We start from the raw sequence: 14,590 nt of genomic DNA, 5'->3' as shown, positions 1-14,590 counted from the left end.
GCGGCGTGCCTGCCCCGACGCAGGGCCCTTACCGCTGGCCCCAGCGGAAGCACCCCCCAGGGGCGCGGGGAACTGCGCGCTCAACCACCGGCTACCCGCACCCGGCGCTGCAACGGTGCCGGGGCACGGGGCGTAAGGCACCGAACCTCGCTCACGGCGCTTGCCAGGCGCCGCCTGCGCCCACCCGTGCCGCCCTGGGGGCACCTCCCAGGCCCCCAAGGCACTGGGGGAGGCACGACTGCCCGCAGCTAAGGCGGCAGCGGAGGCGCTGCAAGCGGGCCGCCGCGGAACACCCCCAGGGGCGCGGGGAACGGCGCGCCCAGCCACCGACCGCCCGCAGGCGGACCCGCGCCGTCAGGTGACCCCCGGTCACGACGGCATCACGATCCCCGAGTTGACACGGGACGCGCTCTTGCCACCCCCTCCCACCCGGCGTAGACCAGACCGCACGGGACAGCGCTCGACGTTCGGACAAGTACGACGGAGTACGAGAACGGGGCAGTCATGCGCAGGACGAGCAGGAACTTCCGGATACGCGGGGCGGCCGGGCGGCACGGGCCGGCTCTCCCACCCCGACGGGCCGTCAGGGCCGCCGCGGCACTGGCCGCCGGCGTGCTCGCGGTCTCCCTCACCGCCTGCGGAGGCGACGGCGACGGCGGTGACGGCGACGACAAGGGCAAGGCGTCCGGCGACACCGGAACCACCGTCACCCTGCCGAAGCTGGACGGCCAGACCCTGGAGGTCGCGGCCGTGTGGACGGGTACCGAGCAGAAGAACTTCAAGCAGGTCCTCGCGGAGTTCGAGAAGCGCACCGGCGCCAAGGTGACCTTCGTCCCCGCCCAGGACCCGATCATCAACTTCCTCGGTTCGAAGATCGCGGGCGGCGCCCCGCCGGACGTGGCGATGCTGCCGCAGCCCGGCGCGATCAAGCAGGCCGTGGAGAAGAACTGGGCCAAGCCGCTCGGCCCGGGGGCCACCAAGGAGCTGGCGAAGAACTACTCGCAGGGCTGGCAGGACATCGGCAAGGTCGACGGCAAGCAGTACGGCGTCTACTACAAGGCCGCGAACAAGTCGCTGATCTGGTACAACGCCCAGGTCTTCGAGAACGCCGGCGCGTCCGAGCCGAAGACGTGGGACGAGCTGCTGAACACCGCGCAGATGGTCTACGACTCCGGCGTCACCCCGTTCTCCGTCGGCGGGGCCGACGGCTGGACCCTCACCGACTGGTTCGAGAACATCTACCTCTCGCAGGCGGGCCCGGAGAAGTACGACCAGCTCGCCAAGCACGAGATCAAGTGGACGGACCCGTCCGTCAAGGAGGCCCTGGCCACCCTCGCGGAGGTCTGGGGCAAGAAGGACTACGTCGCGGGCGGCCCGAACGGCGCCCTGCAGACGGAGTTCCCGGCGTCCGTGACGCAGACCTTCACCGGCGGCGACCAGCCCAAGGCCGGCATGGTCTACGAGGGCGACTTCGTGCAGGTGAACATCGGCGAGACCAAGGCGGAGGTGGGCACCGACGCGAAGGTGTTCCCGTTCCCGGCGGTCGGCGACACCCCGCCCGTGGTGTCCGGCGGCGACGCGGCGGTGATCCTGGAGGACTCCGAGGCGGCGCAGGCGCTGGTGACGTTCCTCGCCTCCCCGGACGCGGCGGCCATCCACGCGAAGCTCGGCGGCTACCTCTCGCCGAACAAGAACGTGCCGCAGTCGGCGTACCCGAACGAGGTCCAGCAGACGATCGCCAAGGCGCTGGTCGACGCCGGCGACGACTTCCGCTTCGACATGTCCGACCAGGCCCCGCAGGCCTTCGGCGGCACGCCCGGCAAGGGCGAGTGGAAGGCGCTGCAGGACTTCCTGAAGAACCCGTCGGACGTGGCCGGCACGCAGGCGAAGCTGGAGGCCGACGCGGCCGCGGCGTACGGGAACTGACCGGCGATGGCGGCGGACACGGCGGCGGGGGCCGCGAAGACGGCCCCTGCCGCTCCCAGGTCGCGCAAGAGCGTCACCGGCACCCGCGGGACCGTGGCGGCGCTGTTCCTGCTGCCCGCCCTGGTGCTGCTCGGGGCGCTCGTGGTCTACCCGATCGGGTACTCGGTCATCCGCAGCTTCTACGACCAGTCCGGCGACTCCTTCGCCGGGTTCGACAACTATCAGGCGCTGTTCACCGACGAGGGCATCCGCACGGCGCTGAAGAACAACGTCATCTGGGTGGTGTTCGCCCCGACGGTGGCGACCGCGCTCGGTCTGATCTTCGCGGTGCTGACCGAACGGGTGCGCTGGGGAACGGCGTTCAAGCTGGTCGTCTTCATGCCGATGGCCATCTCCATGCTGGCGGCGGGCATCATCTTCCGCCTCGTCTACGACCAGGACCCGGACAAGGGCGTGGCGAACGCCGTGTGGGTGGGCGTCCATGACACGTTCGCCCAGTCCTCGGCGTTCCCGAAGGCGCACCCGGGCCGGGAGTCGCCGCTGGAGCCGGCCGGCGGGGGCGCGTTCGTCACCAAGGACACGGTGAGCGCCGGTGACACGGTGACGCTGCCGCTGGTGGGCGTCGCCCCGGACGTGATGCCGGACGACGCGAAGCCCGCCGCGGCGCCGAAGCCGGAGGACGACCGGATCACCGGCACCGCCTGGCAGGACTTCACCCGCGGCAAGGGCGTCGGCACGCTCAACCAGGTGGACCCCTCCGAGCTGGGCTACGCCGGAATGCGGATCGAGGCGGTGAAGGACGGGAAGGTGGTGGAGACGGCCACGGCCGCCGCCGACGGCACGTTCTCCTTCTCGTCGAAGGCCGACGGGGCGCAGCTGCGGCTGCCCGCGAGCAACTTCGAGGAGCCGTACAACGGCCTCGACTGGCTCGGCCCGTCGCTGGTCACCCCGGCCGTGATCGGCTCGTACATCTGGATGTGGGCGGGGTTCGCGATGGTGCTGATCGCGGCCGGGCTCGCGGGCATGCCCCGTGAACTGCTGGAGGCCGCCCGGGTGGACGGCGCCAACGAGTGGCAGGTGTTCCGGCGGGTCACGGTGCCGCTGCTCGCGCCTGTGCTCGCGGTGGTCACCGTCACCCTGATGATCAACGTCCTGAAGGTGTTCGACCTGGTGTTCATCATCGCGCCGGGCTCGTCCCAGGACGACGCCAACGTCCTCGCGCTGGAGCTGTACCGCAAGGGCTTCTCCGAGGACCAGCCGGGCGTCGCGAGCGCCATCGCGGTGTTCCTGCTGCTGCTGGTGATCCCGGTGATGTGGTTCAACGTACGGCGGCTGAGGCGGGAGGTGCGGCGATGAGCGCGGACGCCGGGAGCGTCACGAAGGCGGGCGCGCGGCCCGCCGAACCGGTCCGGGCGGAACGGTCGCCGGTGTCCCGGCTCGCCGGGTGGGTGAGCGGCGGCGCGGTCCGCGTGTTCCTGATCGTCGTCGGCCTGTTCTGGCTGGTGCCGACGGTCGGGCTGCTGCTGGCCAGTCTGCGCTCGCCGCAGGACATGGCGGTGGACGGCTGGTGGACGGTGTTCACCGAGCCGTCCGAGCTGACCTTCGGCGCGTACCGCACCCTGCTGGAGAACGACGACATCACCGCCTCGCTGCTGAACACGGTGTACATCACCGTGCCGGCGACGGTGCTGGTGGTGGTGATCGGGGCGCTCGCCGGGTACGCCTTCGCGTGGATGGAGTTCCCGGGCCGCGACTGGTGGTTCCTCGCCGTGGTGGGGCTGCTGGTGGTGCCGGTGCAGGTGGCGCTGATCCCGATCGCCGAACTCTTCGGCAAGCTGGGCATCTTCGGCTCCCTGACCGGCGTGGTGGTGTTCCACGTCGGCTTCGGTCTGCCGTTCGCGGTGTTCCTGCTGCGGAACTTCTTCGCGGAGATCCCGAAGGAACTGCTGGAGGCGGCCCGGCTCGACGGCGCGGGCGAACTGCGCCTGTTCGTGCGGGTCGTGATGCCGCTGGCCGGTCCGGCGATCGCCGCGCTCGGCATCTTCCAGTTCCTGTGGGTGTGGAACGACATGCTGGTCGCGCTGATCTTCACCGACTCGGGGAGCCAGCCGATCACGGTCGCCCTGCAGACGCAGGTACGGCAGTTCGGCAACAACATCGACGTGCTGGCGCCGGGCGCGTTCATCTCGATGGTGGTGCCGCTGGTGGTGTTCTTCGCGTTCCAGCGGCAGTTCGTGTCCGGTGTGATGGCGGGCGCCGTCAAGTAGGCACATCGCACGAGCGGTTGAGGGGCGGACCGGCCGAGGTCCGCCCCTTCGTGCGACACGATTCCCCCGGATGCCGCACGCTTGCGTAACCAAGGCGGGCCAACGGGCGTTGCCGGGCAGAACGCCCGCACCGACCGTTGGATGCCCCTTGCCCAGGTTCAGTGTCATTGTCCCCGCGTACCAGGTTCAGGCGTATCTGCGCGAGTGCCTGGAGTCGGTGCTGACCCAGTCGTACCCGGATCTCGAACTGATCGCCGTGGACGACTGCTCGCCCGACGCCTGCGGAGCGGTGATCGACGAGTTCGCGGCCCGCGACCCGCGGGTGCGGCCGGTTCACCTGCCGGCCAACGTCGGCCTGGGCCCGGCCCGCAACGCGGGCATGGCCCGCGCGACCGGCGACTACCTGGTGTTCCTGGACGGCGACGACACCCTCACCCCGGACGCGCTGCTCGCCGTCGCCGACCGGCTGAAGGAGACCGGCGACCCGGACGTCCTGGTCTACGACTACGCCCGCGCCTACTGGACCGGCGAGGCCGTGCGCAACCAGGTCGCCGACCGGCTCGCCGAGCACGGCCCGGCGCCCTTCACCCTCGCCGACCGACCCGGGCTGCTCGGCCTGCTCGCGGTGGCCTGGAACAAGGCGTACCGGCGGGAGTTCGTCGAGCGGGAGGGCTTCACCTTCCCGCCCGGCTACTACGAGGACACCCCGTGGACGTACCCGGTGCTGATGACGGCGGGGACGATCGCCACCCTGGACCGGGTGTGCGTGCACTACCGGCAGCGGCGGGCCGGCGGCATCCTGCACACCACCAGCGAGCGGCACTTCGAGGTGTTCGGCCAGTACGACCGGGTCTTCGCGCACCTCGACGCGCACCCCGGCCTGGAGCGCTGGCGGCCGGTGCTGTTCCGCCGCATGGTCGACCACCTGCTCACCGTCTACACCCGCCCCGACCGGCTGCCGCGCGGCTCGCGGGCCGCGTTCCTGCGCCGGGCCCGCGACCAGTACCGGCGCCACCGCACGCCCGGCGCGCCCGTCCCCGCCCGCGCCCGGGTGCGGCACGCGCTGGTCCGGTTCGGGCTGCACCGCACCTACCGCACCCTGCGCCTGGCCGCCGCCCTGGGCCGCCGCGCGGGCCGGCTGCGCCGCCGTGCGCTGCGGGGGCTGCGCCGCGTCCTGCTGGGCGCCCACTACCGCGTCCAGCGGCTGCTCCCGCTGGACACCCGCCGCGCGCTGTTCACCGTCGAGGACGACGGCGGCTACGGCGGCGACCCGGCCGCCCTGGAGTCCGCGGTCCGCGACCACGCGCCGCACGTCCGCACCGCCTGGGCGACCCGCCCCGAGCTGCACCACACCCTGCCCACCGCCACCCGCCGCCTGGTGCCCGGCACCGCCGCCCATCTGACCGCGCTGGCCCGCAGCGCGTACCTGGTGACCGACCGCACGCTCGTGCCCGGCCTGGTCAAGCGCAAGGGGCAGATCCTGGTGCACACGCCGCCCGGCACTCCGCTGGCGTACGCGGGCCTCGACCTCCAGGACCGGCCGGCGGCGGCCCGGGACACGGACTTCGCGCGGCTGCTCGAGGGCGTCGACCAGTGGGACCACGTCGTCACCGGCGACCGCCACTCGACGCTGACGTACGAGCGGGTGCTGCCCGGCCGCTACCGGACGCTGGAGTACGGCAGGCCGCGCACCGACCGGTTCCACACGGCGACCCCGGCGGACGTGGCCGTGCTGCGGGACTGTCTGGGCGTCCCGGCGGGCGCGGTGGCGATCCTGTACGCGCCCGCGCCCCGCGACTACCGCCGCACCCCGGTGCGCACGCTCGGCCTGGAACGCGTGGTGCGCCGGCTCGGGCCCCGCTTCGTGATCCTGTCCCGCGCCCCGCGCCCCGACGGCGAGCCCCGGGAGGCGGCCTCCGACCGGGTGGTGGACGTGAGCGCCCACCCGGACCTGATGACGCTGTGTCTGGCCTCGGACGCCCTGGTCACCGACTTCTCCCCGCTGATGTGCGACTACGCGGGCCTGGACCGCCCGATCGTGCTGCACGCCGAGGACCGGGAGGCGTACGCGGCGGCGCGCGGCCTCTACGTCGACCCGTGGACCTTCCCGCCGGGCGCGGTCGCGGACAGCGAGGACGAGCTGATCGAGATCTTCGCCGGGGGCCGCTGGTGCGGGCCGCGCGCGGCCCGGCTTCGGGCGGCGTTCCGGGACCGCTTCTGCCCGCACGACGACGGGCGCGCCGCCGAGCGGGTGGTGCGCACGGTGCTGCTCGGGGAGTTCGCCGAGCCGCTGTCCGTCCCGCCGGGGCGGCGCCGCCCGGTGCCGGCCGCCGCGAGCGCCCCGGAGACGCCCGTGGTGTCGCTGCCGCCGCAGCCGGCGGTCTTCTGACCGTCACTCAATCCGTCCGCCCGTCGTTGCCCCCACTGGGAGAACGCATGTCCCCCGGCTCGTCACGGCCCGCCCCGGCCCGGCCGCCCGCGCGGCGTCCGACGGGGCGGCCCGGGCGGCGGCCCGCCCGCTGAGCGGCCGCCGTCACGCCCTCGTCAACGGAAAGAGCAGAATGCCCCGCTTCAGCATCATCGTCCCGTCCCATGGGGTCGCAGGCCGGCTGGGCCAGGCGCTGGACTCGGTCCTCGCCCAGTCGTTCGGAGACTTCGAGCTGATCCCGGTCTGCGACGCGGCCGGGTCACCGGCGGCCGGTGTCGCCGCCGGGCACGCCGAGCGGGACTCCCGGGTGACGCCCGTCCACGCGCCGCCGTCCGAGGGGCTGGCGGGTGCGCGCAACGCGGGCGTGCGGGCGGCGACCGGGACCTATCTGCTGTTCCTCGACGGGGACGACGTGCTGGTGCCGGGCGCGCTGGCGGCGCTGGACGCGCGGCTGGCGGAGACCGGCCCGGTGGACGTGCTGCCCTGCGAGCACGAGCGGGTCCCCTGGTGGGAGGGCGAGGTCACGCGCCCCGTCACGCCGTTGCTGGAGCACGCCCCGGGAGGCGCCTTCGCCCCCGCCCGCGCCCCGCACCTCACGGGTGTGCGGCTGCCCGCGTGGAGCGCGGCCTGGCGGCGCGCCTTCGTCGTCGAGCACGAACTGGCTTTCCCGCCCGGCTGGTTCACCGACGTCGGCTGGTGCGGACGGGCACTGCTGCGCGCGGAGCGGGTGGCGGTGTCGCGCCGGGTGCTGGTGCGGCACCGGGCGCGCCGCCAGGGCGACCGGCTGCGGCTGCCGGGGGCGCACCACCACGACCTGCTGGACCAGACGGAGCGGGTGCTGGACGAGGCCGCGGGTCTCGGTCTGCCGTCGGAGCGGTCGGGGCCGCTGTTCGAGCAGCTCTTCGCGGCCGTGCTGAAGACCGCCGCGCACCCCCGCCGGCTGCCGTCCGGGCGGCGGGAGTTCTTCCGCCGGGCGAGCGCCCTGTACCGCGGGCACCGGCCCGCCGGGTTCCGGCCGCCGGGCGGCAGCCTGGGCGTGCAGCACCGGCTGCTGGCGTCCGGGTCGTACGAGGCGTTCGCCGCGCTGCGCGGCACCCGGCGCGCGGCCGGGCGGGCGGCGGCCGCGCTGCCCCGCCCGCGCGGACTGCGCACCCGGCTGCACTACGGCCTCCAGCTGCGCCGCCCGCTCGATCCGAACCTCGCGGTGTACTGCGCGTACTGGGGCCGGGGCTACGCCTGCAACCCGGCCGCGATCCACGCCAAGGCCCGTGAACTCGCCCCGCACATCCGGGGCGTGTTCCTGGTGGAGGCCGACCAGGCGCACACCGTGCCCGACGGCGTGGAGTACGCGGTGCTCGGCAGCCACCGCGCCTGGGAGCTGCTGGCCCGCGCCACGTATCTGGTGAACAACGCCAACTTCGCGGAGGGCGTGGTCAAACGCCCCGGCAGCGTGCACCTCCAGACCCAGCACGGCACCCCGCTGAAGACCATGGGCGTGGACCAGTCGGTCTATCCCGTCGTGGCGGCCGCGACCGGCAGCTTCACCAAGCTGCTGGGACGCGTGGACCGCTGGGACTACAACCTGTCCTCCAACCCGCACTCCACCCGCGTCTGGGAGCGCGCCTTCCCCGGCTCGTACGAGCAGCTGGAGTACGGCTACCCGCGCAACGACGTGTACGTGACGGCCGGCGCCGACGACGTGGCCCGGGTCCGCGCCGAACTGGGCGTCCCGGAGGGCGCGCGGGCCGTGCTGTACGCGCCGACGCACCGCGACCACCACACCGGGTTCGAGCCGGGGCTCGACCTGGAGGCGTTCTGCGAGGCGGCCGGCGAGGACGTGGTGGTGCTGCTGCGCGCGCACTACTTCTACGACCGGGGCGGGCGCGAACGCAGCGGCCGGGTCGGCCGAGTCATCGATGTATCCGCGCACCGGTCCTCGGAGGACGTGTGCCTGGCGGCGGACGCCCTGGTCACGGACTACTCGTCGATCATGTTCGACTACGCCAACCTGGACCGCCCGATCGTGGTGTACGCGGACGACTGGGAGGTGTACCGGGAGACGCGGGGCGTCTGCTTCGACCTGATGGCCGCCCCGCCGGGCCGGGTCGCGCGGACGCCCGAGGAGCTGGCGCGGGTGTTCCGCGACGGCTCGTACGCGGACGAGGAGGCGACGGCGCTGCGGGCGGCGTTCCGGGAGCGGTTCTGCCCGTTCGACGACGGCCGGGCCGCCGAGCGGGTGGTGCGCCGGGTGCTGCTCGGCGAGCCGCCCGAGGCCCTGCCGCCCGTGATCCCGCTCGCGGAGCGTGTCCCCGCCCCCGCGGCCGCCACCCTGGTGAGGAGCTGACGTGCCCCGCTTCAGCGTCATCGTCCCCGTCCACGCCGTGCAGGGCTATCTGCACGCCTGCCTCGACTCGGTGCTCGGGCAGTCGTACCGCGACCTCGAACTGATCGCCGTCGACGACCGCTCCCCCGACGGCTGCGGCGCGATCCTCGACGACTACGCGGACCGCGACGAGCGGGTGCGGGTGCTGCACCTGGAGGAGAACGTGGGCCTCGGCCGGGCCCGCAACGCCGGCATGCCGCACGCGACCGGCGACTACCTGCTCTTCCTGGACAGCGACGACACCCTCACCCCGGGCGCGCTGCGGGCGCTCGCGGACCGGCTCGACGAGACCGGCGACCCGGACGTGCTGGTCTTCGACTACGCCCGCACCTACTGGTGGGGCGGCACCCGCCGCAACGTCCTCGCCCACGTCCTGTCCGAGGCCGCCGGAAGCACCTTCACGGCCGCCGAACGGCCGGAGGTCCTCGACCTGCTGATGGTGGTGTGGAACAAGGTCTACCGCCGCGACTTCGTCGAGCGGGAGGGCTTCACCTTCCCGCCCGGCTACTACGAGGACACGCCCTGGACCTTCCCGGTGCTGCTCAGCGCCGAGCGCATCGCCACCCTGGACCGGATCTGCCTGTACTACCGGCAGCGCCGCCAGGGGAACATCCTGTCCACGACCAGCCGCAAGCACTTCGACGTGCACGAGCAGTACGCGCGGGTGTTCCGGTTCGTGGACGCCCGTCCGGCGCTCGCGCACTGGCGGCCGTTCCTGCACGCCAAGATGGGCGAGCACTGTCTCGACATCCTGTCCAAGCCGGACCGGCTGCCGCCGTCGGACCGGGCCGAGTTCTTCCGCCGTACCGCCGAGATGTTCCACGCCCACCGCCCGCCGGGCGCCCGGGTCCCCGCCGAACTGCGGGTCCTGTTGGGCTCCTACGCCGGGTACGTGCTGCGCCGCAGGGCCACGCGCACCGGCCGCGAACTCCAGCGGCGGGCCCAGCAGGTCCGCGCGGTGACGGCCGCGAAGGCGGTGCGCGCCCGGTCGCTGCCGCGCCGCCCGCTGGACCCGCACCTCGCCGTGTACTCGGCGTTCTCGCACCGCGGGATGCTCGGCGACCCGGCGGCCATTTACCGCGCGGCGCGCGAACTCGCCCCGCACATCCGGGGCGTGTGGGTGGTCGCCGACGAGGAGCGGGCGGCGACCCTGCCGCCGGGCACCCCGTACGTGCTGCCGGACACGCCGGAGTACCGCCGGGTGACCGGGCGGGCCACGTACTTCGTCAACAACGTCAACTGGGCGGGCACGCTGGTGAAACGGCCGGGCAGCGTGCACGTCCACACCCACCACGGCACCCCGCTGAAGTACGCGGGCGCCGATCTGCTGGGGAAGCCCGGCGCGCGGCTGCACTTCGACGTGCCGCAGATGCTGCGCCGGGCCGACCGCTGGGATTACGGCCTGGTCGCCAACCGCCACTCCGAGCTGGTGTGGGAGCGGGCCTTCCCCTGTCACTTCACCTCGCTGCGGTCGGGCTCCCCGCGCAACGACGTGCTGGTGCGCGGCGACGAGGAGCGGGCCCGCGCGACCCGGGAGCGGCTCGGCATCCCGGAGGGCGACACGGTCGTGCTGTACGCGCCGACCCGCCGCGACTACCGCAGGGACGGTCTGGTGGAGCGGATCGACCTGGCCCGGTTCGCCGCCGACCTGGGCGAGGGCCGCACCCTGGTGGTCCGACTGCACCCCACGCTCGCCGACGGACCGGCCCGCGGACTCGGCCTGTCGGAGCTGCACCGGCGGGGCGTGCTGGTGGACGCCACCGACGAGCCGGAGGTGCAGGACGTGCTGCTCACGGCGGACGTCCTGGTCACCGACTACTCGTCCGTGATGTTCGACTACGCCCTGCTGGACCGGCCGGTCGTGGTGCACGCCGACGACTGGGACGCCTTCCGCGCGAGCCGGGGCGCGTACCTGGACGTCACGGCCGAGGCGCCGGGCCATGTGACGCGCTCCTACCGGGAGCTGGCGTGGCTGTTCGCGTCGGGCACCTGGGAGGACGAGGAGTCGGCGCGGCTGCGGGCGGCGTTCCGGGAGCGGTTCTGCGAGTACGACGACGGCCGGGCCGCCGAGCGGGTGGTGCGGACCGTGATGCTGGGCGAGCCGCTGCCGGAGCCCTCGGGCGATCCGGGCCTGGTGCCCGCGCAGACCGCCGGCCGCGACCTGCTGACCCCGTCGTGAGGCCGCGCACCTGGGTGCTGCTGCTGGCCGCGCTGTTCGCGCTGATGCAGCTGGCCACCGTGGAGGGCCGCGACACCCCCGACAGCAAGAACTACGTGTCGTACGCGCTGAGTCTGACGGGCGCGGACAAGCGGGAGGCGGCGGCCGCCACCATCGACCACTACTGCTCCGGCAAGGCGTCGACGGCGCACCGCGCGCAGCTCGTGGACGTGGTGCGCTTCCACGCCCCCGACCCCGCGCCCCGGGTGTTCGAGGAGTGCCGGGAGCAGGAGTGGCGGCAGGTGGAGGCGCGTCTCGCGGCCGGGGACACCGCCGGGCACACGGTGCCGTTCATGCCGGAGCGGTTCATGCGGATCTTCGAGGTGCGGCCCGGCTATCCGCTGGTCCTGGCGCCGTTCGTGGCGCTGCTCGGGGTGACGTGGGGCGTGTGGACGGCGGGCGTGCTGATCACCTGCGCGGGCGGGGTGCTCGCGTATCTGGTGCTGCGCACGCTGGCGGCCCCGGTGCCGCTGGCGCTCACCGGGATGGCGCTGTACCTGGTCCTGCCGTGCGGGACGACGGCGATGCGCCCGATGACCGAGGGTCTGATGCTGGCGCTCACCCTGGCCGCGCTGTGGGGCTGCGCCCTGGTGCTGGGCGGGACGAGACCCCGGGCGGGGCTGGCGCTGGTGGGCGGCGCGCTGTTCGCGCTGTTCACGGTGAAGCACTCGCAGGCGCTGTTCCTCGGGGCGTGTCTGGCGGCGGCGGGCGTGGCGGTCGCGGTACGGCGGCGGTGGCGGGGGATGCCGGCGGGGCGCGGTCCCGTCGCGCTCGCCGCGGTGGGGTGCGCGGGGGTGCTGGGCACGGTGCTGGTGTCCCGGCTGCTGGACTACCCGTCGGTGTCGGAGAGCGTGCAGGACCTGCTCACGGACCACTTCGCCCGGCCGGACCGGGAGCGGCCGTGGGCGGAGTTCTTCCAGCTCCAGGGGAACTTCTGGATGGAGTGGGCGCGGCGGCAGCTGTGGGAGCCGTTCTTCGTGGCGGCGCTCGCGGCGGGCGCGCTGGGGGCGCGGCGGCGGCCGGCGTTCGGGGTGTTCCTGGCCGCGGCGGCCTGCACGGGGTTCCTGAACCAGGCGGGCCACCCGGACATCAACATCTGGGGCGACCGGCTGATCACGCTGGCCTGGCTGCTGCCGGTGCTGGGGGTGCCGCTGCTGCTGGAGCCGGTGCTGCGGCGGGCGGCGGTGCCCGCGCAGGGCGCGCCGGTGGAACCGGTGGGCTGACCGGGCGTCACCCGAAGCGGTGACGCCCGGTCAAAGGTGAGCCATACACGGGAACAGTGGGCAAATGCCTCGAATGCTCCTTTCTCTTCGCGTCCGATGAGCGCCGGCGTCCTCGTCCGGCGCCGCACCGTGGACGGCGCCACGGCGCTGCGCGGCGGCGGGTCCTGGCGGCCGTCGCCGTACCTGTGCGCCGGCTTCCTGTTCTTCCTGGTGATGTCCCTGGCGTTCTGGCGGGTGCCGCTGTGCTGCGACGCGGGCCAGCACGCGGCGGTGGTGGAGCGCCTGAAGGCCGATCTGCTGAACCCCCGGCACCCGATGGCGGACCTGCCCGGGGCGGGCAGTCCGTACTACTCGCCGTACGCCGTGGCGCAGGGCGTGTTCGCCCGGCTGACCGGGCTGGGCGGCTGGGAGGTGCTGCGGCTGACCGGGCCGCTGAACCTGCTGGTGCTGCTCACCGGGCTGGGCCGCTTCGTGCGGGTGCTGACCCCGCGCCCCTGGGCGCCGGTGCTGGCGCTGGCCGCGGTGGCGCTGCTGTGGGGTGTGGAGCGCGCCTGGTGGAGCGGCTACCTCAACCTGATGTCGATGACGGGCAATCTGCCCTACCCGTCGGCGTTCGCGATCGGGCTGGCCTTCTGGGCGTGGGCGCTGACCGGTGCCCGGGCCAGGGACACGGGGGGTGTGCGTTATCTGGGTCCGGGCGGTCTGCGTCCGCTGTCCGGGTACGCGGGCCTCGGCCTGCTGTACGGGCTGATCCTGCTGGTGCACCCGATCACCGCGGTCGCGGCGGTGATCGGGGCGCTGGCGCTGGTCGCCGGGTGGCAGCGGCGGTGGTCGGCGGCGCTGGCCGGGCGCTGGGCGCTGACCGGCGCGGCGGCGCTGCTGACGGCGGCCTGCTGGCCGTACTTCGACGTGTTCGCGCTGGCCGGGGACTCCAGCGTGGACGCGATGCACCGGCGGCTGTACCTGGATTTGGCCGGGCAGTTCGGGCTGGCGCTGCTGGGGCTTCCGGCCCTGTGGCTGCGGGCCCGGCGCTCATGGCGGGACCCTCTGGTGCTGATGTTCGCCCTGGACTGCGCGGTCGTGGCGTACGGCTGGGTGAGCGGCCACTACACCTACGGGCGCGCGCTCGGGCTGACGCTGGTGCCGCTGCAGCTCGCCCTGGCGGTGGAACTGGCGGCGCCCCGCCCGTGGCCGGTCTGGCGCCGGCTGCTGGGCGGGGCCGCGGCGGCGGGGGCCGTCGCCGGGCTGCTGACCGTGCACGCGGGGGCGCTGGTGCCGCCCGCGGCGGACCCGGTCGGCTTCCGGCAGCCCCCGGACTGGCCGTCGTACGACTGGGCCGCACGGCACATCGCGCCCGGGGAGGTGGTGATCACCGACGGCTACTACGCCGTCCACGCGATCGCCGGGTACGGGCCCGACCTGGCCGCACCCGCCTGGCCGGACGCCTCGCTGGACGAACGGGAGCGGCTGCGGCGGCTGGCCGATGTGCGCGCGTACCTGGACCCCTCCTCGACCCGCGCCCTGCGGGACACGGTGGTCCGCCGCTACCAGGTGCGCTGGCTGCTCCTCACCAAGTACCAGCGGGTGCCCGAGGAGGCCGTGGTGGTGGCCTGGAGCCGGCGCACCGGAGAGGTGCTGGCGCGGGTCGGGGCGGCCCCGCGGGACTACTCGACGACGATCTCGACGTCGATGTTGCCGCGGGTGGCGTTGGAGTAGGGGCAGACCTGGTGGGCCTGCTCGACCAGCTTGCGGCCGGTCTCCTCGTCGAGGCCGTCGGGCAGCTCGACGCGGAGCGTCACGGCGAGGCCGAAGCCCTCGCCCTGCTTGCCGATGCCGACCTCGGCGGTCACGGCTGCCTCGCTGACGTCCACCTTCGCGGCGCGGCCGACGACGCCGAGGGCGCTGCCGAAGCAGGCCGCGTAACCGGCGGCGAAGAGCTGCTCGGGGTTGGTGCCCTTGCCGTCGCCGCCCAGCTCCTTCGGGGCGCTCAGGCCGACGTCCAGCTTGCCGTCGGAGGTGACGGCGCGGCCCTCACGACCGTGGGTGGCGGTGGCGACTGCGGTGTAGAGCGCGTCCATGGGGACACCTTTCGTCTTCGGCGGGTGACCGGCCGGTTCCTGGGGACCCGGCCTCCGTGAGCTCAAG

9 protein-coding genes are annotated in these 14,590 nt (G+C 73.9%); 8 read left to right on the top strand and 1 reads right to left on the bottom strand.

Annotated features, from left to right (window positions below):
* The first annotated feature begins 504 nt into the window (after positions 1-504).
* The 8 genes from ACQY0Z_RS10670 (at position 505) to ACQY0Z_RS10635 (ending at position 14,161) form a co-directional block, all read left to right on the top strand.
* On the top strand, positions 505-1,926 hold the full coding sequence (locus ACQY0Z_RS10670) for an ABC transporter substrate-binding protein (RefSeq protein ID WP_439812166.1): 1,422 nt from the start codon (positions 505-507) through the stop codon (positions 1,924-1,926).
* 6 nt (positions 1,927-1,932) lie between these two features.
* Complete coding sequence (locus ACQY0Z_RS10665) at positions 1,933-3,282, top strand: carbohydrate ABC transporter permease (protein WP_189905631.1); 1,350 nt, start codon at positions 1,933-1,935, stop codon at positions 3,280-3,282.
* Positions 3,279-4,193: a carbohydrate ABC transporter permease gene (locus tag ACQY0Z_RS10660; RefSeq protein ID WP_439812165.1), complete on the top strand. Its 915-nt coding sequence runs from the start codon at positions 3,279-3,281 to the stop codon at positions 4,191-4,193. The genes ACQY0Z_RS10665 and ACQY0Z_RS10660 overlap by 4 nt, the downstream gene beginning before the upstream one ends.
* A 148-nt stretch (positions 4,194-4,341) precedes the next feature.
* Positions 4,342-6,582 carry a bifunctional glycosyltransferase/CDP-glycerol:glycerophosphate glycerophosphotransferase gene (locus ACQY0Z_RS10655; RefSeq protein WP_439812164.1) on the top strand — a complete coding sequence of 747 codons (2,241 nt, stop codon included), beginning with the start codon at positions 4,342-4,344 and terminating at the stop codon, positions 6,580-6,582.
* Positions 6,583-6,754: 172 nt separating this feature from the next.
* Positions 6,755-8,965, top strand: a complete 2,211-nt coding sequence (locus tag ACQY0Z_RS10650) for a bifunctional glycosyltransferase/CDP-glycerol:glycerophosphate glycerophosphotransferase (RefSeq protein ID WP_439812163.1) — start codon at positions 6,755-6,757, stop codon at positions 8,963-8,965.
* 1 nt (position 8,966) lies between these two features.
* A complete protein-coding gene (locus ACQY0Z_RS10645) occupies positions 8,967-11,183 on the top strand; it encodes a bifunctional glycosyltransferase/CDP-glycerol:glycerophosphate glycerophosphotransferase (protein WP_439812162.1) in 2,217 nt (738 codons plus the stop codon).
* On the top strand, positions 11,180-12,445 hold the full coding sequence (locus ACQY0Z_RS10640) for a hypothetical protein (protein ID WP_381727210.1): 1,266 nt from the start codon (positions 11,180-11,182) through the stop codon (positions 12,443-12,445). Before ACQY0Z_RS10645 ends, ACQY0Z_RS10640 begins: the two co-directional genes overlap by 4 nt.
* 96 nt (positions 12,446-12,541) lie before the next feature.
* A complete protein-coding gene (locus ACQY0Z_RS10635; protein WP_439812161.1) occupies positions 12,542-14,161 on the top strand; it encodes a hypothetical protein in 1,620 nt (539 codons plus the stop codon).
* Here ACQY0Z_RS10635 and ACQY0Z_RS10630 read toward each other — a convergent pair.
* Complete coding sequence (locus ACQY0Z_RS10630) at positions 14,110-14,523, bottom strand: organic hydroperoxide resistance protein (RefSeq protein WP_189905646.1); 414 nt, start codon at positions 14,521-14,523, stop codon at positions 14,110-14,112. The genes ACQY0Z_RS10635 and ACQY0Z_RS10630 overlap by 52 nt on opposite strands.
* Positions 14,524-14,590: the final 67 nt, after the last annotated feature.

This window comes from Streptomyces sp. P9-2, assembly GCF_051903975.1.
Taxonomy (GTDB): domain Bacteria; phylum Actinomycetota; class Actinomycetes; order Streptomycetales; family Streptomycetaceae; genus Streptomyces; species Streptomyces cellulosae.
The sequence above is the reverse complement of the archived record's forward strand: the minus strand, read 5'-3'. Positions and strand labels throughout refer to the sequence as shown.